Raw genomic sequence first — 24,811 nt, forward strand, 5'->3', positions numbered from 1 at the left:
TTTGCTTCACCTACATCCCTACACCACCATGAATAGAATCTACATTTTCCTATTTGCCACCCTGCTTATCCCGAACCTCATTTCGGCGCAATGTTTCAAAACGTCCTTGTACTTTGATGGAGTTTATAACGCAGAAAGTACCTCCAACGATCATGTGGATATTTCCACCTATGGTCCCATGTCCACCATTGAGAGTGGGGTCAGCTATACCATTGAAGCCTGGGTGAAGCGGGATCGTATCAGCAATCCGGGAGGGTATGAGCGCATTCTCTCCAAAGACTTCATCTACCAGTTTCGGATCATCGACAATCAGTTTGTGGGAGAAATAGGTACCTCGTCGGTCCAAACCCCCTACCCGGCCGATACCCTGTGGCACCACCTCGCCTTTGTCAGGAATGCCGCCCAGGGTACCCTCATCCTATTCATCGACGGGCAATTGAGAGCCACCGCTCCTGACAACTCCACGAGCCTCCCCAACAACAATGCCATGGTGTGCATCGGAGCCCGTAACAATGGTGCCGGAGAAATTAATGAATTATGGAAGGGCAACATCCGCTGGATGCGCGTATCGAAGGTAGCCCGCTACCTGGCCGATTTCACTCCCACGGAAACTTATGTGACTGATTCCCAAACCCTCGCAGTTTGGCCACTTAATGAAGGCTATGGAACTTCACTGAATGATCCGGCAGGATATAATACAGGTAAAATCGTAAACGCTACCTGGATTACTGAATCACCCACCTTTGCACCTATTCTTTCCGCCCAGTCTACGGCTATCTGTGCGGGAATCAGCACCCGACTTACCGCGAGCAATTGCACGGGCAGTGTGGCATGGGGAACGGGAGAGACGGGCAGTTCCATCACCGTTACTCCCTACACCACCACCACCTACGCGGCCAGGTGTGTGAGTCCAGACGGATGTCCCAGCAACGCGGCTGAAATAACGATTAACGTGGAGGGGGTCATGCCGACCATCAGTATTTCAGCCGATCCGGGTACTTTCATTCAAAAAGGAGAAACCGTCACTTTTACGGCCAACATCACCAATGGGGGAACAACGCCCGTGTACCAGTGGCGGAAAAACGGGGTCGTGGTAGGTACCAACGGCCCGAGCTATACGGACGCTCAACTGAATTCCGGTGACTCGATCCGCTGCATTCTGACCAGCAACGCGCCTTGCCTCCAACTGGACAAAGTAATAAGCAACGAACTCACGATTCAGATTCCCGAACTGGTGTCGGAGGGAGCCTGCGGTGAGGCTTCACTCACGCTGAACGACCTACCCTATACCGAAATCCGCTGGAAAAAGGATGGGCAGTACATCGAAAATCCTGTCACCAGTAACAGGGGCGGGGGAGTGACGGTAGCTGGTGGCAATCCGCAAGGGATAACCGTTGTTGCCGGAAGTATATTTGTGGACGAGGCCAATGCGGTGTACACAGCTAGTAATATGGGTATTTTGAAAATTGAAGCAAGTGGCAGAGAAAAAATTGTGATTCCCTCTACCCGACAATCATTTCTCCGCGCACGGGATGGAAGATTTTATGTTCCTTTTGAAGACCGCGTGGAAAAATGGGAGATTGGTGATACCCTAGGTACCGTAGTTGCTGGAGGGAATGGAATAGGGAGTAATGCCAACCAGCTTTCACTTGGCTCACCGGTTTTACAGACTGTCCAGGTTACCGAAGCGGGTATAATTTATGTCCTCGATAGGGGCAACAATCGCATTCAGCGCTGGAACCCCGGTGCTAGCGAGGGTATAACAGTGGCCCAGGGAAACAAAGTAGATTGGCTATTTTTTGTGGATGCAGCTGGCAGTCTGTTCACTGCTTCAGAGGGCACTATTTACAAATGGCCGGCTAATTCACTGAATGCAATACCTCTCTACAATTACCCAAACATCACACCATTAGCTCTACAAGGAGACACCAAAGGAAATTTATACATCCCGATTTACGATAACTCACTCAGAACGCAAGTATACCGTTTAAATGAGAATGGGATTATAGAAATCTTTCGTTTAGAAGGCAATCATCCTTCTAATAGGTCCATTATATACAGCATCGCTATATCTCTGAATGGAGAAATACATCTAAATGCGGATATAGGTGGTGGGTACAGTGGTGGAGTATTCAAGTATAGCTCTGGCTTTTATCCTCAACTCAGTAGAGAAAAGTACATCAGCAGCGAAACCAACATGGTTTCACCTAACGACGTATTTGTAAATGAAAACGGTGAAATTTTTACCGCAGGAGAAGATAGAGTACAAAAGTGGTTGCCTGACAGCAAAGTAGGTATTACTTTGGCGGGTGGAAACGGTCTTGGAAATTCTTCAAATCAATTAAATAATGCTACGGACGTCGCTGAGGATAATGAGGGGAATATCTATGTAGTCGATAAGAATAATCATCGGGTTCAGCGATTTGGTCCTGGTAGTTCCATAGGAGTTACCATGGCGGGAGGAAACGGGCCCGGCTCTGCTGCTAATCAGTTGAATTACCCAAACCGCTTTTTCCAGGATCAGAACAAGAATCTGTTTATAGCGGATGGGAGTCGGGTTCAAAAATGGGCCAATAATTCGACGAGTGGAATCACGGTTGTCAATGCTCCAAGTAGCTACATTTTTGTTCGGGAAGATACCATCTATGCCGCGGGTAGTAAATGGGGTCCCGGAGTTAGTACAGGAGTCAGACTATGTGGCATTAGCACTAATTACAATTCTGATATTTATTTAGATAGCAAAAAAAATATTCTTTTCAGCTACTATGATGCATACAGAACTACTATCTATAATTCCAGTATTAGACGCTGGAGCCCAACTAATGAAATTTTGAATGGATGCCTTATGGGCAAAATAGACACGCTTACCCAGAGTGTCTATACCCCCACCGGTATTTTCATTGATAGCCTGAACAACTTATACGTAGCCGATAACCAACGAAAGAAAATCCAGAAATTCCTGGGTACTGCACCTACTCTGGCTGCCTACACGAGCGGTCAGTATACCGCTGAAGTTACGATCGGTAGCCGGACCCTGACACTCAGTGCCATACCAGGCAGCAACGTTCTGGGCTTGTGCGAAAGTACCGGAAGCGGAGATTGGGGCAATGCCGCCACCTGGACATGTGGGCGCGTTCCGCTAGCGTGTGATCAGGTAGTCATCAATACAGATCACACCATCGCACTGGCTGATACGGTGCAGATTGCCGGTTTGGAAATTCGACAGAACGGAAATCTTTCGCTCATGGGTGGAAATGTGCAGATCGCTAAGCCTTGAAGTGGTCAATAATACCGGCCGTAATGAAAAAATAGTGCAGATAAACTTTTAAATAAACCCCAACGCCTGACCCTTTATAAAAGAGAACCAGGCGTTGGGGTTTATTTTCAGTCAATAATCAATGGGCAATTGATAAATGCGTGCTGATCGCAATCCTATTCCAGGCATTTATTTCTACTGCCGACATAATGATCTCCGCGATGGTTTCTGGGCTAAAATACTTTTCCGCCTGCGCATACGTGCTATCTGAAATACCATGTTGATGGATTAGCGTTACTTCCTCCGTCAGGGATAGAATTGCCTTTTCTTCTTCCGTGAATAGATTCGTCTCCGCCCATACACCTATTAAAAATATCCGCTGTTGTGTATCACCTGCCTTTAAGGCTTCCTTGGTATGCATGTTGATACAATAGGCACATGAATTGATTTGAGAAGCCCGGATTTTGATCAGGGACTTTTGAATGGGGGTTAGAGTGGATTTACTCAGACTCCCCGCCAAGCCATACATAGCTTTCCAGACTTCGGGCTTTGCTTGTTCAATTTTTACTCTGCTTTGCATAATTTTTGTTGTTGTTTGGTACCCCAAAGGTACCCTGCGCCCTATGTACAAATCCTTAAACTGGTTTATGAAATAGCTTTTTTTCTGATTTCACTGAGGTATTCAGGGGTAAATCCCAAAAATGAAGCTAACAGATATTGAGGGATGCGTTGTACAAATTCGGGATGAAGTTTGTTAAACTGGTGGTAGAATTCTTCGCTCGATAAATCGTACAAATATTTTATTCTAAATTGCGATGCGGCATGCGCTCTTTGATGGATTATCCTAAAATATCTTTCCATTTGGGGAAATTGCTCCAGCATCGTTTCATGATCCACGTAATCAAGCGATAAAACCTCGGAATTCTCAATGGCCTGGATTGCGAAAGATGAAGCTTTTTGGGTCGAAAAAGCTGTATAATCAGCTAGCCACCAATTTTCCAAAGCAAATTGTATGGTGTTTTCTTTGCCTTTTTCATTGGTAAAAAACATCCTCAAACATCCACGAACTACAAAATAATTGGATCTGCATAGCTGGTTCTCTACTAATAGATATTGCTTCTTCTTAATTTTATGATGCTTGAAATAACTCGAAATTCTTACAATATCTTCCTCATTGATATCAACAAACTTTTGTATATGTACTTTCAAAGCTTCTATCATCATCTGTTGCATGAGAATGCTGGAAAATTGAAAAAGGCAGCGTGTTGGATTGACCAAAATACAAAAAACCAAAAACGTGTTGTCTTATCTATTGCAGAAATCGCCTCACTTGGAGTGGGCAATGGTTTGCGATTTTTGCCCAACTCAATTTCAGTGAGGGGGTCGTAGCTTTACAAAAGAAGCTAATACAGTCCAACAATACGTACATGCAACCCTTTCAGGCTACACTAGAAATCATCGGAATCAACCCTTACGTATATGTACCCGAGGAGATTCTGGCTGAGATATTTGAGCAGGCCGGGAAAGCCAAAGGTCCTATTCCTATCAGGGGAGCGATTAATGGCATCTTGTACCGGCAAACCCTGGTAAAGTACGCGGGTGCGTGGCGGCTGTATATCAACCTGATGATGCTCAAAAACTCTCCCAGGCGCATCGGTGAAGTAGTGGAGGTGACAATTGAGCACGACCCGGAAAGTCGGGAAATCCTGCCACCCGCACAGTTTGTGCTAGCACTTGCGGCTCAGCCCGAGGCCCAACGCGTATTCGATGCTTTGACTCCCTCTTTACGGTTGGAAATAGTAAGGTACCTGGCCCGGCTGAAAACCAAAGAAAGCCGGGAGCGGAACATCGAAAGGGCCATTCAGTTTTTGCTGGGCAACGGACGGTTTGTGGGGAGAGACTTATCTCAATGACGGCTACATGTACGACTTAGCATCGGAAATCTTTTTCAAACATTGATCACGGATCCGCACGACCAGCGAAATGCTTCACCAGGTAATTTTTTGTATTTCCAATTTCCGCACTTCCCTACCCAGGCGCAGCTCCGCCACTTCGCCCACTTTCTTTCCTGTAACGGCTACGGCAATGGGCGCTACAAAGGCGATTTTCTGCTTTTGAATATCCGCTTCGTCCACGCCCACGATCTGGAATTGTTGGATTTTTCCGGCGACTTTCAGAGTCACGGTAGCTCCGAAGCGTACCGCATTCCGCTGGGTATCGTCCGGGGTAAGTAGTACGGCCGAATTGATTCGTTCCTGCAAGAGTTGTAGTTTTCCGTTGAGGACAGCCGCTGCAATTCGTTGCTCGGTTTCGTTTTCCAGGCTAAGGGTATCCTTTTCGGTTTGTAAGGCCGCCTGCTCTTTTAATAATTGCTCATATCCGGCGGGTGTCACGTAATTGGTGACGCCCGGTGGAAGGAAAGCGCGGGGCGGTATGATCGGAACCTCTTCCTGGTCACCTTCTTTGACAAATGCTCTGCTCATAATTTTTGTTTAATCCGATTTGCTACAAATACACTGCCAATAGCCCGAATTATGTCTTTATTGATTCTTTACCAAACAAAAATCCCCTCACAACAAAAGTATGTGTGAGGGGATTCGCTAACTTACCAGCCAATCACTTGAACCGACATCTACGCAAAAAAGCTGGGACGTCTGAATTCACCGGAGTCCCAGGACGAATCGCGGCGGCGCAAAGCCTGCGCAATCCGGATCACCTCTTCACCCTTACGGCCCTGATCCCTCATACTAGCCTTTTCGTATTCATCGCGCAGGGCGGCGTCCCACTCAAAGAGTTCGGTTCGGTCATCGTAGATTCCCACCGGCGTGCGGTCCTTATCATCGAGCAACACCCCCAAGGCGGCCTGGGCCTGTGCATATGTGGCGCAACCCAGATGTTTGTATTGTTCTTTTAACAGATACACCACCGAGTAACGGTTGGCATACGGGGCATGGTGAGGCTCCTCGATAGCCCGTTGCGGAGGAGCACCGCGATTTAACTCTCCGGATGGCACCCGATTGCCATCCGTATGGAACCGGTCGGGCAGCACGCTACCCCCGTAGTGATTGCCCATGCGGGCCAGCGACTCAAAAACGTCCTGTTTGGCGTTGATCTTCGTATTCAGAAATGTCTCCACGGAGGTACGGATTTCTGATAGGGAGATTTTATTTCTATATGCTTGAATAAGTGTCATAATTCCTAAGATTTAGAATTGTTAGATAAACCAAGAAAAATTCAGGAAATGGAATCCGCGTTCGCGGGAGTAGAGCAGTAATGTGTGTATTGGAAAAGTACAAAGTAGTTTTTATAGTCGGCTGGTAAGCCCAATACGACTCTATCTACTTTCCGGGTACCTTAGGATCGAGCTACGTTCTTGTATTAGTTATATGAATAGATAAAATTACCCGATCCTTACTTCAGGCAGAATCCTAAATTCTTCACAAAGGAACAAGACTATTTATCAATTGATTACAAAAATCATATGTATTTGCTCATGAGATGAAAAGTTCTTGATATTCACTGATAAAAATAATAGTATAGTACAATAAATAGTGTCAATTTATTCATTTGACATCTACTTAGATTAACTGGAATATGATTAAAAATCAGTTTATCCCATAATATGTTTTAACAAAATATTTATATATTCATATTTCTCTTTATCATTTTTCTGATGAGTAGGAATTTCATCGTGAACCAAGTACCCAAGTGCATCTATATCCCATCTACAATGATTTAAAACGAGGGGTACCTTATCACAGCAAATACCTTATCATCAGGTATTTATTTATGAATAATACAGAAAATTCAGATATGAATCAATAAAATCATGGCACAAGTTTTTCCATCCGGCTTGGAGCGCATTTGGAAAAACCAAAACACAATCGACTTATGGAAAACTCAATTAAAGATTTTTTTGATGAGTATGCGACGGCTTTGCTATCGCTCTCTGCCGAAAAGATTTCGGAATATTATCAGGTACCCCTGGCTGTTTACTCCGATCAAGGCATTCAGACTGTTACCGAAGCATCCGATGTGGTGGCTTTCTGGAAGGAAGGAGTCAAACCTTACGCCGCCCAGCACATTGAAAAAGCAAAACCTACCCTTGTGAGTGAAGAACAGCTTTCGGATAAAATTTTCATGAGTAAGGTACTTTGGAATAATTACGACAGCACGGGGAAAGAAGTATCGGACGAAACCAACCTCTATATTTTATCCAGGCATGGCGAAGAATTCAAAATCAGCGGGCTGGTCTTGATGAAAAATTAAATGCGTGACCGAAAGAAAATAAATACCGGATTAGCAATCCGGCAGGTCAATAAGAATCCCCTGATGGAGCTTCATCAGGGGATTTTTTGCCAATAGGTACCTGTGCTTTCAATTATAGCGTGGCGATGCCCGGATCGGCTATTGACTTGGTGACAATATCGAAAATGTCCATCTTATTCAGCAGATCGTAGAAAGTCTCGTCGCGTTGTTCCTTGGTTTCGAACTTGATGTGGAGCTTTCGATCCGTATCCAGCTCCATATAGATTACGGGCAAGCCGTCTTCGGCTTGCTCGGTGGGCTCGTCGGTCTTCCACATTTTTCGGATGTAGGCCAGGTTATAGATTTCGTCTTCGCCATCGATTCTCAGGTAATTTGCCATAATAGTTTTTATAAGGGTAGATGAAAAGACAGAAAACTTAAAAGATCGTTCCAGCAGCACCAGGTAAAGGGTATTCCCGACCATCTTGCAATCGTTGTCTTGCCATCGCTACGTGCCCGAATTATTCGTTTGTTGAAACCCTACCCCACGAATTTGCGTAAGTACCTTGAGCATGACCCGATGAACACAATACCCCACTCGTGCGTTTTATGCCTATAATCAAAACAAAACAACCTATGAATCTTTACAAATCGATCGCTGTTGCCGCGGTCAGTCTGATACTAGGGGCCGCAGCCTGCGAAACCAGTGGTAATACCCAACAGGGAACCGATAATAGCGCCGTACGTAGTGTAGCGCTGGAAGCTCCCGCTGGCCAAGCCACCGCGGCGTTTGCAGAAGGGTGCTTCTGGTGCACCGAAGAAATTTTTGAAGCCGTAGTGGGCGTGGATTCCGTGATCTCGGGCTATGCGGGCGGTACCACCAGCAACCCTACCTACGACTTGGTGAATACCGAAACCACGGGCCACGCCGAAACCGTATTGGTATATTACGATCCGGCCAAGGTAAGTTACGAAGAATTGGTGCGGGTATTTTACCTCTCGCACGATCCCACCACTCCCAATCAGCAGGGCCCTGACCGGGGATCGTCGTACCGCTCCATTTTATTTTATAACACCCCCGAGGAAAAGGCTACCGCCGAAAAAGTGACGGCAGAGATGAATAAAGATAGGTACAATGGTAAAATCGTGACCCAGCTCAAAAAGCTGGACAAATTTTACCGCGCCGAAGGCTATCACCAGGATTATATCAGGCACAACCCCGGAAATCCGTACGTACAGAATGTCTCGATCCCGCGTTTCAACAAATTCAAGGCTACCTACAAGGGAAAGTTGAAGGAAGGAGTGTAAGAGAGATTAAAAAGTTCAAAGGCACAGAGGCACAAAGTTGAATTCGTCTATGAATTCAACTTTGTGCCTCTGTGCCTTTTTCTTTTTGAGCCTTCTCTCTTACCTACCCAGTACCATATTCGTCGTAATTTCCTGATCGAAGGTGATGTAGCCTGGGTAGTTGACCTGCTTATCCCCTACCGCCAGAGTAGGTTTGATCTTAACCGTCAGTTTCGCAGGCTTGGTGTCGGATTTTCCCGCCAGCGACTGCACCATCGCAATAAAATCATCACGGGTCTTGTCGTTGGTGAGCAGTTCATAGGCGTTGGTGCTGAGGTGCACAGGTACCTTGGTACTCCCCGTGCCGGGATATACTTCAATCCGGCGGTTAAGTACCCCCTTGAAAATCTCGCTATCCGACAACAACACGATGTATTCGAGCTGGTTGATTGCGGCAAGGCGGTTGGTGGGATTATTCACATCCAGATTGACCCGCAAATCAAGGGGTACCTTCTTGCGAAGCAATCCCAGCGCAAGGTCGGGGTACTTCCGGGGATCCAGATCTTTGACACTACTGACGTTTCTGAACTCGCGCACGTCGGTACCAGCCAGGTAGATACTGTCGATGGAGGTAATGGCGTATTTGCAGTCTCCAAAGGTCTTGGCTTCTTTTATTTGCTTGCTCACGCCGCACTGACTTAAAAGCACGACCACAGCCAACAAGCCGACTGCACTGATTATTTTTTTCATGGGATTATTAAAAATGATGGAAAATTGATAATGGAAAATTAAGCCAAATCGCTGTTTAACGGGTTATAGAACGCCAGATTAAGGGCTTTCCGTTCATCAGAGCCTTGTTTTTCCTGGAAGAAAAACCGTCCTATTTCTCTGTTCAGCAAAGGTAAGACTTCTACGCGATGGAATCGTTTAACGGCGGTTGCTTCATGGCATGAGTTTTTAAGTTGACAACTTATCCACTGACATCTTAAAACCAATTTAATCATGCCCTGGACCAAAAAAGACTATCCGCAATCCATGAAAAACCTCATGGCTCCGGTACGCAACAAAGCCATCGATATAGCCAATGCCTTGCTTAATGAAGGCTACGAGGAAGGACGAGCTATCGCCATCGCCACATCAAAAGCAGAAGAATGGGGCGAAAATCGGGGGAAGAAAATCCGTAAGGATAAGGCTTCCTGAATCATGCAAATCGTGGTTCTTTACTGGAATAGAAACGAAAAAGTACGTAGTATTGCAATCCCAAAAGAGGTGAGACGGCAAGTACCGCCTGCCTCTTTTTTTATTTGATGCGTTTCCTTACGACATCGGGAACATCCAATTTATTTATCATTCATAATTTATAACCGATTCCATGGCAAGCTGGTATTTAGGCAAAATAAGATATCAAAAGGAAGATGAAAACGGACGGCTGAAAACTACCAACGAGGCCTACCTCGTGGATGCTCTGACCTATACTGAAGCCGAGGCACGCCTCTACGGCCAGATCGTGACGGGGGTTTCGGATTTCACGGTGACGGCCATTACCCGCATGCGGCTGGCGGATCTTTTCACCTACGAAGGCGGTGAAAAGTGGTTCAAGGCCAAGGTGGTTTTTTATTCGCTGGATGAAAAAAGCGGGAAAGAAAAGAAAGTGGTCAACTACATACTCGTCAATGCCGACGACATCACACAGGCCCTGGAACGCATCACTGAAAGCCAGCGCACGATGCTGATTCCCTACGAAACCACAGACCTGAACCTGACCCCTATTCTGGATGTGTTCCCCTACTCCGCTGAGCCGGAAGCGGTAGTACCACCCAATTTCCGACCTTTGGCAGAGGTACAGGTCGAGCAGGCCCAAAACGCCTGATCGCTATCCATACGCAAGTAAAGGGCTCGCCCGATTGGTCCGTGAGGAATTTCCTCACGGACCAATCGGGCGAGCCCTTTTCATATACCTACCTCGACGATAACCGGGGCAACTTTTTTAACAGCACAAGGGACGCACAGGTACCCTAACGCACGGCGAGACTCCCGCTTTGGGCACCTATTTGCCAGGGTACCTGCAGATCGAAGCCACTTAGTATTGCTTTGCGTACTGGTTTAAATCCAAAAAGTAGGGGTTGCTTTCGTAAGCAATTAACTTAACGGTCATGTAGGCGTCGTCGGCTTCCGTGACGAGTTGTTGAGGAGATAAAAGGTAGGTGTAACTGAATGAAACAGGCAGTTGAGCATCGCCTTCCCATTCGTCAAACGCATACAGCGGGTACACATTGAAAGGTACCTCAGCCAGCCAGAGTTTACTTTTCTCATTGGTCTTGAGGTAGGTTAGCGTATGCTCGGTACTTTGCCATCCAAACTCCTGGCGCGTATTGCCGGTGGGAATACATTGTTTCCGAAATGTCTCACGCTGAAATTCCACGTCTTCGGGCACGGGCGTTACAGAGCTGTTCTTGAAGGTTTCCCTGATTTTCTTACCCGATTCCGTTTTGCCACAGGCAATCATCTGCCCATTGGGAAAAGCCAGAATTGCCTCGTTCATGTCGTCAGTAGCCCCAAAACTGGATTCCCGCTGAAAGCATAGGGTACCCGTCACGGGATCGATAAACACCCATAACTCACCTTTGGTCGAATCGACTTTGTTGAAGTATTCGTAGATCAACGCATGGCTGAAATAGTACTTCCCCTTTTCGGGTTTCCACTGGGCGTTGCGCTGCGCGTCCGACGCGGATTTTTTGGGTGGGGTAGTCTGAGCTACGACTTTGCCTCCCAATAGGAATACGGACAGCGAGCCGATCAAAAACAGGTAGGAGATACGCATGGAGAAAATAATAGCTTAGCTGGATCGAGGTTTATTTCCTGCAAAGGAAACAATTCTTCTTCAAACCAAGCCATCAGAAGGGTACCTCTCTTTTAAAAACCGCCGGACTGGCATTCTGCAAGCATCAATTCCGCATTCTGAGCAATTTATCATAGTCCAGTATCGTGATAAGGCTACCCTTCATCTCCACCAGTTTCTCATCCTTAAAATCCGAAAGGGTACGGATGACCGTCTCGGTGGCAGTACCTACGATGGAAGCAATGTCTTCCCGGGTAATTGCCATGGAAAAAGGCTTGCCCCTATCAGCCTGATAGCGGTTGGACAGCATTACGAGTGCCTCGGCCACCCGCTTACGCACTGAATTATAGGCCAGCTGTAGCAAGCGTTCCTCACGCTCCTTGATTTCATTGGAGAGCATCCGGATAAACTTGGCTGACACCTCTCGGTTTCCCTGCAAAAGGCTGAAAAAATCCTCTTTCGGAATCACCGCCACCTCCGCTTCTTCCAGCGCCACGGCCGTATCCTGGTAGGGCTTATCCTGCAATATGTCTACGTATCCAAAAAAATCCCCTTTTTTGTACAAATCGGTGATAAACTCCTTGCCGAATTCATTGGCACGGTAGGCTTTGATTTTCCCGCTTAGCAGAAAAAATATACCCGTGGGGTAGCTGCCTTCGGTATAAACCGTATCCTTCTTTTTAAAGCTTTTGACTTTTTTTTCTTCGGCCAGTTTGCTGAGCGCATCTACGGTGCGGACTTCCTGAATAAACTGATCCAATCCCTCACCAGTACGGCTGAACTCCGCCTTGAGACGTTCGCTTTTTTTCAGGCGCATTTCTACGGCTCCGAGCAGCTCTACATCGTCATAGGGCTTGGTCAGGTAGTCGTCGGCACCCATCGTCATGCCCTTGCGGTAATCATTTTTTTCAGCCTTGGCGGTCAGAAAAACGAAGGGAATGTTTGCGGTCCGGTCGTCCTTACTGAGCAAATGCAGCACCCCGTATCCGTCTAGTTCGGGCATCATGATGTCGCAGATAATCAAGTCTGGCTGTTGGTGATGTGCCAGCTTTATACCCTCCTTGCCATTGGTAGCGGTCGTAACTTCGTAGTTGGCCAGCTCCAGGATTTCGGCCGTGTTCTCCCGCATTTCGGGATTATCTTCGATCAATAGTATTTTTTTCGTACTCATAGGGGTTGGTCGGGTTAGGCGGCGGATGGGGCGTAGTTGGGCAAATTGATGTAAAAGGTCGTTCCCTTACCGGTTTTGCTCGTAAACGATATTTCCCCTTTCATCAAATCAAGATATTTTTTCACAATATTCAAACCCAGCCCGGTACCCTGTGCATTCCCGGCATTATGGGCGCGGAAAAAGCGCTCGAAGATATTGGTCTGATCGCTTTCGGGTATGCCGATGCCCTGATCCTGAATTTCTAAATGAACACCTGCCTCGTCCACCCGGGTACGGAGCCAGATATCGGTGTAGCTTTCGGAATACTTGATGGCATTGGAGAGCAGATTGATCAACACGTTGCGTATCAAATGTTTGTCGAGCCACGCCTCGGCAGCCCCCTCATGCTGGTAGAAAATTTGCTGTCCTTCCTTGCAGACGCCTTTGATTTCGTCCATGAGTTCGGAGCAGCAGGCAGGCAGATCCACTTCTACCGGAACACTATGCATCCGCCCCTCTTCCAGCTTACCCACAGAGAGGAAATCGTTCAGGATTTCGGTCAGGTTGTTCACCGCCGATTTGATGCGGTGCACGTGCTTCTGGCGTTTTTCGTCCTCTTCGGTATGCACGTACCGTCCAATCAGCGAGGCCGACGACAGAATCGTAGCCAGCGGCGTGCGGAACTCGTGTGAGGCAATGGTCACGAACTTGCTTTTCATGTCGTTCAGTTCGCGCTCTTTCTCCAAAGCCCGTATGACCTCCTGCTGCGAGGTTTCGAGCTTTAATAGCGTTTCGGCCAGCTCCTGCGTGCGTTGCGTTACGCGCATTTCGAGTTCGGTATTGAGTTTCTGAATTTCTTCATTGGCGGCCCGAAGATCATTCTCCTGCCGCTTGCGGTCTGTGATATCCACGACGAAGGCCACCACGAAATCGCCCTCACTGGTAGCAAACGGGCTGAGACTCACTTCCACTGGGAATTCGGTACCATCGCTACGGCGGGCAAACAAATCGCGATTATGACCCATGCCCCGCGCCTGCGGGGCACCCATATAGCCCATCCGTAAACTGGCGTGGCTGCGGGCATACCGGATTGGCACCAAAAGCTCTATTTTATTGCCGATCAACTCTTCCTCATCATACCCAAAAAGTTGCTTCGCAGTCGGGTTCATCATGGCAATTACCCCCTGGCCATCCACCACAACGATCCCCTCCGTAGCGTGTATGAACAGCGCGTTGAGCATTTCAATATGCCGCTTCATTTGTTCCGTATGTTTGATATACAATTCTAACATATCAAAGTAAGGGAGGTTTTTGCTTAGGAACAAAAGGGATGTTCGTTGTGTCGAGTTTATGGGTTCGTAGTTCAGAGCCGAGAGTTCATAGAAGGGGTTCCAGGCGATCACGTTTGAATAAAGTACTTTGTGCCTTTGCCCCTATGGTCCTTTTTTTAAACTCATACAGTCTGACTGAACAGATTTGTCTGGGGTGCGTTTTCCCAAAGCCGGGCGTCGAAGGCCATGCACACGTTCCGGACGAACGAGCGGCCTTTTTCAGTAATGCGCAAATGGTAGGGCTCGATTTCCACCAGTCCGTCAGCTTCCATTTCTTCCAGACGATTCAGGCCTTCGTATAACGCCTTGCATTTCTCCGATTCCTGACGCCAGGTAGTTTCAAAGTTGCACATCAGGCGCTGGATGTGACGGCTCAGGATGAGGTCTTCGCGCGACGATACATGGCCCCGGAAGAAGGGCAACTCGTCGTTAGACAGCCGCTTGTAATATGCCTCCACACCCTTTTCGTTCTGGGCGTAGCCCCACCATGCATCGCTGATGGCCGACGCACCCAGACCGATGAGCAGCGAGGTCTGGGTATCGGTATAGCCCATAAAATTGCGGTGCAGTCGCTTTTCGGCGGCGGCTCGGTACAGGCCGTCGGTTTTGAGGGCGAAATGATCCATGCCCAGATCCTGATACCCCGCCAGTTCCAGCGCGTTGCGGCAGGTTTCGTAAATCGCCAGTTTTTTTGTCGAATCGGGCAGGTCCTCTTCCGTGAAGCGGCGCTGCCCAGGTTTGATCCAGGGTACATGGGCGTAGCTGTAAAACGCAATGCGGTCGGGCCGGAGCTGGATTACCTTGAAAATCGTCTGGATCATGGAGCACACCTTCTGCTGCGGTAGCCCGTACACCACATCGTAATTGACCGAAGTATAACCAATTTCCCGCGCTTTTTCGGTCAGGTGCTTTACCTGATCGTAAGTTTGATGACGGTTGATGATTTCGAGCACGACGGGGTTAAAATCCTGCACACCGATGCTGACACGCCGGAAGCCGACTTCGTAGAGTGCCTGCAAATGTTCGTCGGTGGTATTGCCGGGATGCGCCTCAAAGCTGAATTCGGCCTGCGCGTGCACTTCGCAGCCTTCAAGGAGCCGGGTGATCATTTCATGAAGATTTTCCGGACTAAAAAAGGTAGGGGTACCCCCGCCCAGATGCAGCTCGCGGATGATGGGTTTTTCAGCTCCCAGCACTTTCTTGTATAACTCCCATTCTTTCAGCACCGCTTCCAGGTAGGGGCGCTCGACTTTATGGTTGACGGTGATACGGGTGTTACAGCCGCAGTAGGTACACAGGCTTTCGCAGAAAGGCAAATGTACATATAGGCTAATACCCTGCTTTTGATTCGTGACCGAGAACGTATCATTCACCAGTTCACCCCAACGTTCGGGTGAAGGCGGGGTACCTTGCCAGTAGGGTACGGTCGGGTAGCTGGTGTAGCGCGGGCCGGGCACGTTGTATTTTTGCAGGAGTTCGTGGTTCATTGTAGGCTATACTGGATAATTAATGTTGGATTCTGGACTTTGCCAGGTACCTCCAAAACTACGGGGAGTTTTAGCCTCTGAACATGACAACGGTCAGAAATGGGAATGACTTTGAGAGTAACCTCATTGGGGCAAGCTCTCCCTCTTAGTCCGGAAGGCGAAAAACCTTGTCCCGTACCCGAACATTGAGGTATTTTTTACTTTGAAAAAGAAGCCGCTCCACCATGACAAATCGGGAGTTCGGTGGGAGTACCAGAGACAAGAAATGGGGATGGTAACTGAATCAAAAGTCCGCGCCCTACCAACCAAATTCCGGCCACAGCCATCAGCACGGGCGTGAGGCGTCGCATCCGGCTTCGTAGCGCGGGGCTGAACCATTGTTTGAAAAAACCTACCGCCATCATAGCGGGTAGGGTACCTAAGCCAAAAAAGAACATATAAGCCGCCCCGTTTAGCAGTGTACCCGTGGCAATCGAACTCACCAGAGCCAGATAGACCAGTCCGCAAGGCAGTAGTCCGTTCAACATACCCAGGACTGCCCAGCCGCTGAGCTTGCGGCTCTGCAGATGCTGCGCCATGCCGGATTTCAGTCGTGCGACTGCCTTTTGCCAAAAGACCGGAACTTTCAAAACCCGATCAAGTCGCGCGGGCCACAGCACATACAGCAGCATCAGCGTACCCGCTGCGATAGACAAATAGCGAAGGTACCCTACCCAAAGGACCGCGCCACCCAGCGCTCCGATGGCTGCCCCCAGAAGTGCGTAGGTACCCACCCGGCCTAAATTATACGTCAACAAACCCGCAATTTGTCGGACTTTGCTACCCCGGTGGATAGGGAGTGCCAAGGCAATGGGCCCGCACATCCCCACGCAGTGAAAGCTACTAATGATGCCGATTGTGAAAGTCAGGAAAAGCATGGGGTCGGGGTTAAGTGAGAATTGGACGATTGGCGCAGGCTAGTGCTTTTGTGCATCACTCATTTCTCATTATTCATAATCACTTCACCACCACTACGCCTTCGTTCCAGTAGGCGGTTTCACCATTTTTCCAATCGAATTGAAGGAGATAGCGGCCCGGCTGAACACTTTGCAAGAGAACAGTCTGCTTGTTGGCAGAACCTGGATGTACCGAAAATTCGGCATCTTTCTTGTTATCCGAAGGACAGTAAAAATGAATACTACCGGCCAGGTCTTGCCCCGTCAATTCGGTAGGATACTGCACTTCAAGGGCTCCGTCCAACACCTGCCAGCGCAAGGGTGTTGGCAGGGTTTTGGCGCGGTTTATCTTTTCAATTTTCTTCTGAAATGCCAGTTCCTGGGCATAATAATCTTCCGTAACCAGGTCTACGCGCTGGTTCATGCTCATGGTGACGAGCGTCAGGATTCCGGCCACGAAGCCGATGTAGAGCAAGGCGATTCTCGTGCCCCAATTGATCTTTTTCATCTTTTCTGCTTTAAGCTGTAAGTTGCGGGTTCTTGCTGAGTGGGTACTAATATCTTAGAGTATTATGCGCCATAAAAGCCTATCGCATGCGGCTTTCGGCATTTTTCTACTGTGGGGCAATGAAGGTGGTTTTAAATTCTTCCATTTTTTTATCGCCCTGGTACACCGAAAACTTCACATCCGTCTTGCGCTTATTCAACTCAGATTTGGGTAATGTCACGAACAAAGTACCTTCCGACATACCTACCGGATCGAGCGCAAGATCAGGTTTTCCTGCAAAGCGCAGGGTACCCTGGGGCGATTCGAGTTTCAGCGTGGGGGCAATAGGGTGATTGGTTTTGTTAAAAATTTTGAACGTGTACAGGTTGCTCACCGTGCCGTCGGAATTTTCGATGTAGGTAGTACCGGGAGCGCGGAAAAGTGTTGTTTCGGTATCGGTGCGGGTAGCCACCATGAAGCCTAACACGCCCCACAGCAGCGCCAGTACCACCGAATAGCCAATTACCCGGGGTGTAATAAGCCGATTGGTACCATCGGCGATGGAATTTTCGGAAGCATAACGAATCAGGCCGCGCGGGAAACCTACCTTGTCCATCATGTGGTCGCAGGCGTCGATGCAGGCCGTACAGTTGATACATTCCATCTGGGTACCGTTCCGGATGTCGATGCCCGTGGGGCACACCACCACGCATTGCTGGCAGGAAATGCAATCGCCGGCGTTGCGGTCCTGACCTTTGTGGAGTTTTTCGCGGGGCTCGCCGCGCTTGTAGTCGTAGGCCACCACCATCGAGTTGCGGTCAAGCAGTACGCCCTGCAAGCGGCCGTAGGGACAAATCACCGTACAGACCTGGTCGCGCGCCCAAGCGAACACAAAGTAGAAAACTGCCGTGAAACCCACCACGCCGCCAAACAGCGACCAATGTTCGGAGAGTGGCTCGGTTATGATTTTTTTCAATTCATCCACCCCCACGACGTAGGATAGCAGCAGGTTGGCAATCACGAACGAGATCAATAAGAAAATACTCCATTTGCTGACTTTCTTAGCGATCTTATCCGTCGTCCACGGAGCTTTGTCCAATACTTTTTGCTGAGTGTGGGTACCTTCGATGGCGTACTCGATCTTGCGAAAAACCATTTCCATAAAAATGGTCTGCGGGCAGGCCCAGCCGCAGAACAGCCGCCCGTACACCACGGTAAACAGCACGATGAACACCATAAATGACATCATAGCCAGGCCGAAAAGCCAGTAGTCTTGCGGCCCGATGAACAGGCCGAAGATGATGATTTTCCGCTCAATGACATTGAATAAAAACAGCGGTTGGCCATCGACTTTGAGGAAAGGTCCGGCAAACAAGAGGGTCAGGGCCACGGCGGAAAACCAGGCCCGGCGGTTGTGCCAGAAGCCGCTGGGTTTCTGGGGGTAAAACCAATTCCGCTTACCTTCTTCGTTGACCGCGCTATAATGGTCGCGGAACGAGTCGTCGTAAATTTCGTACGTGGATTTCATGCTGTAGGCTCCGCTATCGGCCAGAAGCCTTTTCGTTTTGAAATGATAATCAACTCTACATGACTGGCCTGCTGCTTTCAACCCATTGCCTCGAGTATCTTAGGGCCAAAAGCTTATTGTTGTTTGGCTACTTCAAGGGCTTGGGGCACCGGATTGGTGGGTACGTCGGCAGGCGTTTCGTACAATTCTCCCTGCGGTGCTTTGGGAGCCATGGGTTTGTTGCCATGTAACTCGGCTAGGATGAAGCTGGCCACTTTCTGCATTTCCTGGGGCGGGAGTTGCTTTTCCCACGAAATCATGCCCTTTTCAGGTACCCCGTACTTAATCACCTTGAACACATCTTTGATATCGCCACCATGAAGCCAATAGTCATCGGTCAGGTTGGGACCTACCCCACCTCCACCGTCAGCCGCGTGGCAGGCGGTGCATTTTTCCGTAAAAATCACGCCCCCTTCCTTGATGAGCGCTCCTTCGGTGAGCAGCGTCACATTCTCTTCATTAATACCCGCGCCCATTTTCTCAATATAGGCCTTCTTCTGCACCTCGGCCATAGCCAGTTCTTTGTTCAACTCTTCCATCTGTAAATCACCAAAACCAAAGGCATGATAGTACAGACCGTACGTTATGGCGAAGAGCACCGTACCCACAAACATGAACTGCAGCCAGGGCGGCATCCGGTTGTCGAGCTCGTGAATGCCGTCGTATTCGTGGCCCGCCAGCAGGATCTTTTCTTCCTTACTCAACGGTGTGGAAAAACCTACGAACTTGCGCCACCAGCCGGGACTGAACAGAGGGGTAGATTCGGCTTGTACCTCGGCGGGTAGCGCTTTGGTGGTGATTTTCTGATACAATACGATTACCTGTACCAGTACGACCAGCAGCACAAGGATCATACAGACCAACAGAAACATCACGACATAAAGAAGGAAATCGGAATAGGAGGTAGGTACCTCGGTGCCCTGGGCGAAAGCCGATGGGACAACTAGCAGGGCCAAAATGGTCAAAAGGGTCTTTTTAATTACACTGTCGTCCAGTGGAACCGCTTTCATTGCGTCCACTTCCTGACGGCCCATGCGGAGGACGTACCACAGCAGCCCAACGAAAAAGGCCACGAATATCACCAGCGAGATCAGCGGGTAAATGCTGACGCCCGCAATGGTTTCGAGATAGTTCTTGAATTTCATATGCTTGGATGTTGGATCGGTCCGCCGAAGCGGCTGGATTTTGGGTACTGGATGCCCATGCTTCGCTAGGGCACCCAATACCCTGTCTCCGTTATCGATTAGTTTAGGTTTGCTACATTTCCATTATTGCCCTTGATGTCGGTACCCAGGCGTTGCAGGTAGGCGATGAGTGCCACGATTTCGCGGTCGGACTGCGTCTCGATGCCGCTTTGCTTGAGGCGGCCCTTAATCTGGTCGGCCTGCTTCATCAGGTCGCGGTTAGCGATTTGGTCGTAGCCTTCCTCATAGGGTACCCCCAGGGTCTGCATGGCGCGGATTTTGGCCGCCGTAGTAGCCGTATCGAGCGGCGCGTCCAACAGGAACGAATAGGGCGGCATGAGCGAGCCGGGCGACATCGAGCGCGGATCTTCCATATGGTTGTAGTGCCAGGAGTCGGGGTACTTTTGTCCTACTCGGTGCAAGTCGGGGCCCGTACGCTTGGAACCCCACTGGAAGGGATGATCGTAGACGAATTCCCCGGCTTTGGAATACTCGCCGTAGCGTTCGATCTCGGCCCGGAATGGGCGCACCATCTGCGAATGGCACACATAGCAGCCTTCCCGTACGTAGATGTCACGGCCCTGCAATTCGAGCGGCGTATAGGGCTTCACGCTGGCAATGGTAGGTACGTTGGACTCGACCATGAAGGTAGGTACGAGCTCGATGACGCCCCCAATAGCCACGGCGATCAACGCGCAAACGGTAAGCAGTACCGGCTTCCGCTCTACCGTGCGGCTATGCCAGTATTCACCTTTACTGGGCTTCCAGGACGACGCGACGGAGGGTACCCTTGCAGTTTCAGTTTCGACCAGCGTGCCGTTTTTGGCAGTCATCAACAGGTTGTAAATCATCACTGCGAAGCCCACCAGATACAGTACCCCGCCGATTCCACGCAGGATATAAAGGGGTACCAGTTGGATCACTGTTTCGAGAAAATTGGGGTACTTCAACAACCCTTCTTCGGTAAACTGCATCCACATGGAGCTTTGCGTCCAGCCCGCCCAGTACATCGGCACGGCGTAGAAGATGATACCCAGGGTACCGATCCAGAAGTGGAAATTGGCTAGTTTCTGCGAATGCAGCGGCGTAGCATAGATACGCGGAATGAGCCAGTACAGGATACCAAAGGTCAGGAAGCCATTCCAGCCCAGCGCTCCCACGTGCACGTGGGCGACGGTCCAGTCGGTGAAGTGGCTAATGGCGTTCACACTTTTGAGTGACAGCATCGGCCCCTCGAAAGTCGCCATGCCGTAGGCCGTCAGGGCTACCACCATGAATTTGAGCACCACATCCTCGCGCACTTTATCCCAGGCTCCACGAAGCGTAAAGAGGCCGTTGATCATTCCACCCCAGGAAGGCGCGATCAGCATGATCGAAAACACTACGCCCAGGGTTTGGGCCCAGTCGGGCAGGGCATTGTAGAGCAGGTGGTGCGGCCCCGCCCAGATGTACAGGAAGATCAGCGCCCAGAAGTGCACGATCGACAGGCGGTAGGAATAGATGGGACGGTTAGCAGCCTTGGGTAAGAAGTAGTACATCAGACCCAGATAGGGGGTAGTCAGGAAGAACGCCACGGCATTGTGGCCATACCACCACTGCACCAGCGCATCCTGCACCCCGGCGTATACCGAGTAGCTCTTGAACAACGAAATGGGTAGCGCCAGACTATTCACGACGTGCAACATGGCCACCGTGATGAAGGAGGCAATGTAGAACCAGATGGCCGCGTAGATATGCTCGGACCGGCGGTTGACCATCGTCATGAGCAGATTGATCATGGCTGCCACCCACACTACTGCAATGGCGATGTCGATGGGCCATTCCAGTTCGGCGTATTCCTTGGAAGTGGTCAAACCCATGGGTAGGGTAATGGCAGCCGCCAGAATGATGGCTTGCCAGCCCCAGAAATTGAAGTAACTCAATTTTTTGCTCCACATCGGTGCTTTGAGGATGCGGGGCGCCGAGTAGTACATACCCGTGAAGAAACCATTGCCCACAAAGGCGAAAATCACCGCGTTGGTGTGCAGCGGGCGCAGCCGTCCGAAAGTCGTGTACGACAGTTCGAAGTTGAGGAAGGGGTAGGCAAGCTGAAAAGCAATCAGCACCCCGACCAGGATGCCAATCAGGCCGTACAATACGGTGGCAATGGCAAAGTTCCGGACGATTTTGTTGTCGTACTGAAATTCGTCCATCACAACCGGAGGGTGAGCATCGATAGCTATAGTTGAACTCATATTGTTAATTTTGATTGAGTGAATGTTTATTTGCTGGCTGTCTGGGGTGTCGATTTGTCAGAAGGAAGCGGGTTGATGGTATCGTCGAACAGGATGCGGACGGAGGGTGTGTAGTCGTCATCGAACTGTCCGCCCCGCACCGACCACACAAAGGCTCCCAGGAATCCCAAGGCAGCCAACAGGCTGAAACCGATCAGGATAATTAGTGCGCTCATAAGGGGTACCTTTGGTTATGACTTGGGTCAGAAATCAGTGTCTTACCTTTCATGGCAACAAAACTACCATCAGGCTCACCGCTGAACGATGAGGTAGGTCAAGGTCGGGAAATGACATTGGTCAGTTTTAAGAATAAGGGCATAGTAAAAACAACATTTATTGGAACAATGGAAATAAGAAAAGGCCGACACACGTGTGTGTCGGCCTTTTCTTATTCATAAGATCTTGGGTCGTTCAATCCCCAGGTTTACTGATGGTGTTTTGGGCTTTGATGTATGGTTTTAGCTGATCATATCACGCATTCTGAACTGTTTGCATTGCGAGAGGCTTACTCACCTAAACCTACTTTAAACGCCTACTGCCAATTGATCGAAGAGTTATGAAAAAAGTAGATGGTTCCTTCAGCAGCGCAACGCATCTGCGTAATGAGCGTCATGGCCCGGCTATTAGGCTTGGTAGTTGACCCGCCAGAGACGCCGCAGCCACACGATTCCCTTTAATATTCCAATGGGAGTCGTTAGGTATGTAAAGCGGTGGGCCTTGCCGCCGGGCGACGAATTCGTTCAACAGATCCACCACCGGTACATTGGCTTTTTCCAGTTCCTGCCTCAAAACCCGATTGGGCTGTTCGTTGTCCCAGGCTGCCGCGGCAAGGGTACCTTTAGCAAGCACGCGTTTCTGTAAGTCCGTATTGACCTGCATTTCATCGGGCAACAATGCTACCACTAGTTTGATACCCCGGCGCTTGCATAAATTGTTGATTTTGTGCAGGTAGGAAAGAGCATCCTGTACATGCCTTTCAAAATTGGTATTGTTCTGGCAGAAAACATAGCTGCGTTGCGTTTCGATATCGAGGTACCTTTCGGGGTCCAATGTACTACAGGAGTCACAGTACACATATCCTTTGCCATAGGCAGTAGCCGTGCCATTCTGGCTAAGTCCGGTCAGAACTTTGTAAATGTAGTATACAGATGACGCCAGATAGGAATAGGTGAACAGTTTGCGTTTCCGCGAGTCGCGGGAACTTTCCGCAATATCGTTACCTACGAAAACCGAAAGCAGAATCATATCGGGTTTGAGTGGTAGCGCTTCATCGGTGATGATGGATAGGTAGTGAGGCGGCGCAGTGCTGCAAATCCCCATGTTGATAATCTCCACTGGAGGCAAAGTAGACATGTTGTGAAGCGTGTCTTCCAGAAGGGTCAGGTAGTTATAAGGATAAGGTGCCACCCCAAAAGTGAAAGAATCGCCAACGCCCACGATCCGGTATGTACCGGGCGTTTTGGCAATATTGTATTCTACGTCTTTGAATCCGTGGGCGTTGAGTTTGAATCCATAACTATCCGAGTGCGGAATCCCCCGGTACTGATTGTAATCTTCGCGGTAGAAAATGGAGGTTGGATATACGTAATTGAACAAGCGAAGACAAACCTCAACGAAGACGATATTGAGGAATAACAGTATAATTCCGAAAAGTATTTTCTTGATCATTACCTGAGGGGAGAAGGTGTACACAAAACCTACAGGCAGGCGTGGCACCTATCGAAACGCCTCCTGATGTTTTCATTTCCCCAAAAGTAGCCATTGTTATACAAATAAACCAAATAGTCCAAAAACAAAATACCCCATTAGCCTTCTCCCCCATTTCACATTCTGGGGCGTACCGGATCGCCCGACCCGACAATGTACTTTCACGCCCCTGGCATTGGCATCGGACCTTTCATCAGAACCCAATTTTCCCAGGCTAGCTATCAGTTGTCGCGCGCTTTACTCCGGAAACGCAAACAGTTTTGGATCAAATTTCGCATTCGTTTCGATGTTCTCGAGTTGAATGGTTTCGCCAGGCTGGCCGTTGTAGCTGATTTTGCTCGAAAACGGAAAGAGTAGCCCCTGTACCTGACGGTAGTCGTCGAGCAGCGTTTCTACAGAAGCTCCCTTGGTTTGTCCACTGAGGGACATATTACGCATGGCGACAGGCAGATAATTTTCAGGATCGAAAAAATAGTACACGATATTCTCCTGTTCCTGGCCATCGAGTTTGACGGGGGTTTTTATCAATTTGACTTTGAAGGCTTCCTTACCTTCGATCATCTCCTTCCCTTCCAGCTGGGCCAGGTAGCCTTTTGCCTTGTAGTTGTGTAAAGCGTCGGGAAAATCCATTACCTGCTGTTTAGTATTGGCATTGGCTTCGGCGCTCATTTTCTCCGCCTTCTGGTTCATAAAGTCCGTATTCCAGCCCTTTTCTCCATCAAAGGCCACCTGCGTTATCTCCTGCCCCTGAAATTTAATGCTTACCTTCTGCTGCCCGGCGGCCGTCTGGATAATCGTGACCGGAATTTCCATACCCTGCACTGAAACCTGCCCTGTCATCCGTACACTTTTCAGAGAATCCCACAGAGCCTTACCTCCACTGTTTTCATAGTACTTGTTCAGAATATCGTCCACAGTCGGTGCCTTGACAGTTGCCTGCTGTGCATTGGATGTGCCCGATGCCAGCAACAGTATTACCAGCAATTTAAAAACCTTCATAGAAATTGGCGTTGATTCGTGTTCAAATATATCCACGAAAACGCTCTACCGTCTCCAATGT

General features: G+C 49.1%; 24 protein-coding genes. 6 read left to right on the forward strand and 18 right to left on the reverse strand.

All coding sequences use genetic code 11. The features are described 5' to 3' along the window. Positions 1 to 28: 28 nt before the first annotated feature. Positions 29 to 3,277 carry a LamG-like jellyroll fold domain-containing protein gene (locus GBK04_RS03870; protein ID WP_152757007.1) on the forward strand — a complete coding sequence of 1,083 codons (3,249 nt, stop codon included), beginning with the start codon at positions 29 to 31 and terminating at the stop codon, positions 3,275 to 3,277. A gap of 118 nt (positions 3,278 to 3,395) precedes the next feature. On the opposite strand, the gene GBK04_RS03875 is transcribed toward GBK04_RS03870, so the two are convergent. Further along, positions 3,396 to 3,836 carry a carboxymuconolactone decarboxylase family protein gene (locus tag GBK04_RS03875; protein ID WP_152757009.1) on the reverse strand — a complete coding sequence of 147 codons (441 nt, stop codon included), beginning with the start codon at positions 3,834 to 3,836 and terminating at the stop codon, positions 3,396 to 3,398. A 65-nt stretch (positions 3,837 to 3,901) separates the two neighbouring features. Then, positions 3,902 to 4,489, reverse strand: coding sequence for a Crp/Fnr family transcriptional regulator (locus GBK04_RS03880; protein ID WP_373330695.1), 588 nt, complete (start codon positions 4,487 to 4,489; stop codon positions 3,902 to 3,904). Between the two features lie 194 nt (positions 4,490 to 4,683). Here GBK04_RS03880 and GBK04_RS03885 point away from each other — a divergent pair, with 194 nt between their 5' ends. Then, the gene (locus tag GBK04_RS03885) at positions 4,684 to 5,169 is read left to right on the forward strand and encodes a YdeI/OmpD-associated family protein (protein ID WP_152757011.1); all 486 of its coding nucleotides are present in this window, start codon (positions 4,684 to 4,686) and stop codon (positions 5,167 to 5,169) included. Positions 5,170 to 5,244: 75 nt separating this feature from the next. Here the strand turns inward: GBK04_RS03885 and GBK04_RS03890 are convergent, their stop codons facing one another. Continuing rightward, positions 5,245 to 5,739: a GreA/GreB family elongation factor gene (locus GBK04_RS03890; RefSeq protein WP_152757013.1), complete on the reverse strand. Its 495-nt coding sequence runs from the start codon at positions 5,737 to 5,739 to the stop codon at positions 5,245 to 5,247. Positions 5,740 to 5,888: 149 nt separating this feature from the next. Further along, positions 5,889 to 6,449 carry a hypothetical protein gene (locus GBK04_RS30325; protein ID WP_373330696.1) on the reverse strand — a complete coding sequence of 187 codons (561 nt, stop codon included), beginning with the start codon at positions 6,447 to 6,449 and terminating at the stop codon, positions 5,889 to 5,891. 698 nt (positions 6,450 to 7,147) lie between these two features. Between GBK04_RS30325 and GBK04_RS03900 the strand changes: the two genes are divergently transcribed. Further along, positions 7,148 to 7,525, forward strand: a complete 378-nt coding sequence (locus GBK04_RS03900; RefSeq protein WP_152757015.1) for a DUF6841 family protein — start codon at positions 7,148 to 7,150, stop codon at positions 7,523 to 7,525. A 112-nt stretch (positions 7,526 to 7,637) separates the two neighbouring features. Here the strand turns inward: GBK04_RS03900 and GBK04_RS03905 are convergent, their stop codons facing one another. Then, a complete protein-coding gene (locus tag GBK04_RS03905) occupies positions 7,638 to 7,904 on the reverse strand; it encodes a hypothetical protein (protein ID WP_152757017.1) in 267 nt (88 codons plus the stop codon). A gap of 236 nt (positions 7,905 to 8,140) precedes the next feature. Between GBK04_RS03905 and msrA the strand changes: the two genes are divergently transcribed. After that, entirely contained in the window at positions 8,141 to 8,812 is a 672-nt protein-coding gene (gene msrA, locus GBK04_RS03910; protein ID WP_152757019.1) for a peptide-methionine (S)-S-oxide reductase MsrA, read from the forward strand. A gap of 99 nt (positions 8,813 to 8,911) precedes the next feature. On the opposite strand, the gene GBK04_RS03915 is transcribed toward msrA, so the two are convergent. Then, a complete protein-coding gene (locus tag GBK04_RS03915; RefSeq protein ID WP_152757021.1) occupies positions 8,912 to 9,541 on the reverse strand; it encodes a hypothetical protein in 630 nt (209 codons plus the stop codon). A 252-nt stretch (positions 9,542 to 9,793) separates the two neighbouring features. On the opposite strand from GBK04_RS03915, the gene GBK04_RS03920 reads away from it, so the two are divergent. Next, positions 9,794 to 9,991: a DUF2188 domain-containing protein gene (locus GBK04_RS03920; protein WP_152757023.1), complete on the forward strand. Its 198-nt coding sequence runs from the start codon at positions 9,794 to 9,796 to the stop codon at positions 9,989 to 9,991. A 172-nt stretch (positions 9,992 to 10,163) separates the two neighbouring features. Next, positions 10,164 to 10,661, forward strand: coding sequence for a DUF4494 domain-containing protein (locus GBK04_RS03925; RefSeq protein ID WP_152757025.1), 498 nt, complete (start codon positions 10,164 to 10,166; stop codon positions 10,659 to 10,661). A 210-nt stretch (positions 10,662 to 10,871) separates the two neighbouring features. Here the strand turns inward: GBK04_RS03925 and GBK04_RS03930 are convergent, their stop codons facing one another. From GBK04_RS03930 to GBK04_RS03985, 12 genes are all read right to left on the reverse strand, one after another. Further along, positions 10,872 to 11,612 carry a hypothetical protein gene (locus GBK04_RS03930; RefSeq protein ID WP_152757027.1) on the reverse strand — a complete coding sequence of 247 codons (741 nt, stop codon included), beginning with the start codon at positions 11,610 to 11,612 and terminating at the stop codon, positions 10,872 to 10,874. Positions 11,613 to 11,736: 124 nt separating this feature from the next. Further along, entirely contained in the window at positions 11,737 to 12,801 is a 1,065-nt protein-coding gene (locus GBK04_RS03935; RefSeq protein ID WP_152757028.1) for a response regulator, read from the reverse strand. 14 nt (positions 12,802 to 12,815) lie between these two features. Then, positions 12,816 to 14,039, reverse strand: coding sequence for a PAS domain-containing sensor histidine kinase (locus GBK04_RS03940; RefSeq protein ID WP_373330697.1), 1,224 nt, complete (start codon positions 14,037 to 14,039; stop codon positions 12,816 to 12,818). 194 nt (positions 14,040 to 14,233) lie between these two features. Beyond that, positions 14,234 to 15,598, reverse strand: a complete 1,365-nt coding sequence (hemN, locus tag GBK04_RS03945) for an oxygen-independent coproporphyrinogen III oxidase (RefSeq protein ID WP_152757032.1) — start codon at positions 15,596 to 15,598, stop codon at positions 14,234 to 14,236. Between the two features lie 197 nt (positions 15,599 to 15,795). Further along, positions 15,796 to 16,515: a sulfite exporter TauE/SafE family protein gene (locus tag GBK04_RS03950; protein ID WP_152757034.1), complete on the reverse strand. Its 720-nt coding sequence runs from the start codon at positions 16,513 to 16,515 to the stop codon at positions 15,796 to 15,798. Between the two features lie 79 nt (positions 16,516 to 16,594). Then, the gene (locus tag GBK04_RS03955) at positions 16,595 to 17,041 is read right to left on the reverse strand and encodes a FixH family protein (RefSeq protein WP_152757036.1); all 447 of its coding nucleotides are present in this window, start codon (positions 17,039 to 17,041) and stop codon (positions 16,595 to 16,597) included. A 106-nt stretch (positions 17,042 to 17,147) separates the two neighbouring features. Further along, positions 17,148 to 18,548, reverse strand: coding sequence for a cytochrome c oxidase accessory protein CcoG (gene ccoG / locus GBK04_RS03960; RefSeq protein WP_152757038.1), 1,401 nt, complete (start codon positions 18,546 to 18,548; stop codon positions 17,148 to 17,150). 113 nt (positions 18,549 to 18,661) lie between these two features. Continuing rightward, positions 18,662 to 19,732: a cbb3-type cytochrome c oxidase N-terminal domain-containing protein gene (locus GBK04_RS03965; protein WP_152757039.1), complete on the reverse strand. Its 1,071-nt coding sequence runs from the start codon at positions 19,730 to 19,732 to the stop codon at positions 18,662 to 18,664. Between the two features lie 98 nt (positions 19,733 to 19,830). Then, on the reverse strand, positions 19,831 to 22,005 hold the full coding sequence (gene ccoN, locus GBK04_RS03970) for a cytochrome-c oxidase, cbb3-type subunit I (protein WP_373330698.1): 2,175 nt from the start codon (positions 22,003 to 22,005) through the stop codon (positions 19,831 to 19,833). A gap of 26 nt (positions 22,006 to 22,031) precedes the next feature. Then, positions 22,032 to 22,220 (reverse strand): cbb3-type cytochrome oxidase assembly protein CcoS, encoded by a 189-nt coding sequence (gene ccoS / locus GBK04_RS03975; RefSeq protein WP_152757040.1) that lies wholly within the window; start codon positions 22,218 to 22,220, stop codon positions 22,032 to 22,034. A 433-nt stretch (positions 22,221 to 22,653) separates the two neighbouring features. Next, positions 22,654 to 23,712, reverse strand: coding sequence for an SGNH/GDSL hydrolase family protein (locus GBK04_RS03980; protein ID WP_152757041.1), 1,059 nt, complete (start codon positions 23,710 to 23,712; stop codon positions 22,654 to 22,656). Between the two features lie 276 nt (positions 23,713 to 23,988). Beyond that, positions 23,989 to 24,750 carry an outer membrane lipoprotein-sorting protein gene (locus tag GBK04_RS03985; RefSeq protein WP_152757042.1) on the reverse strand — a complete coding sequence of 254 codons (762 nt, stop codon included), beginning with the start codon at positions 24,748 to 24,750 and terminating at the stop codon, positions 23,989 to 23,991. Positions 24,751 to 24,811 lie beyond the last annotated feature (61 nt).

The organism is Salmonirosea aquatica, assembly GCF_009296315.1.
Taxonomy (GTDB): domain Bacteria; phylum Bacteroidota; class Bacteroidia; order Cytophagales; family Spirosomataceae; genus Salmonirosea; species Salmonirosea aquatica.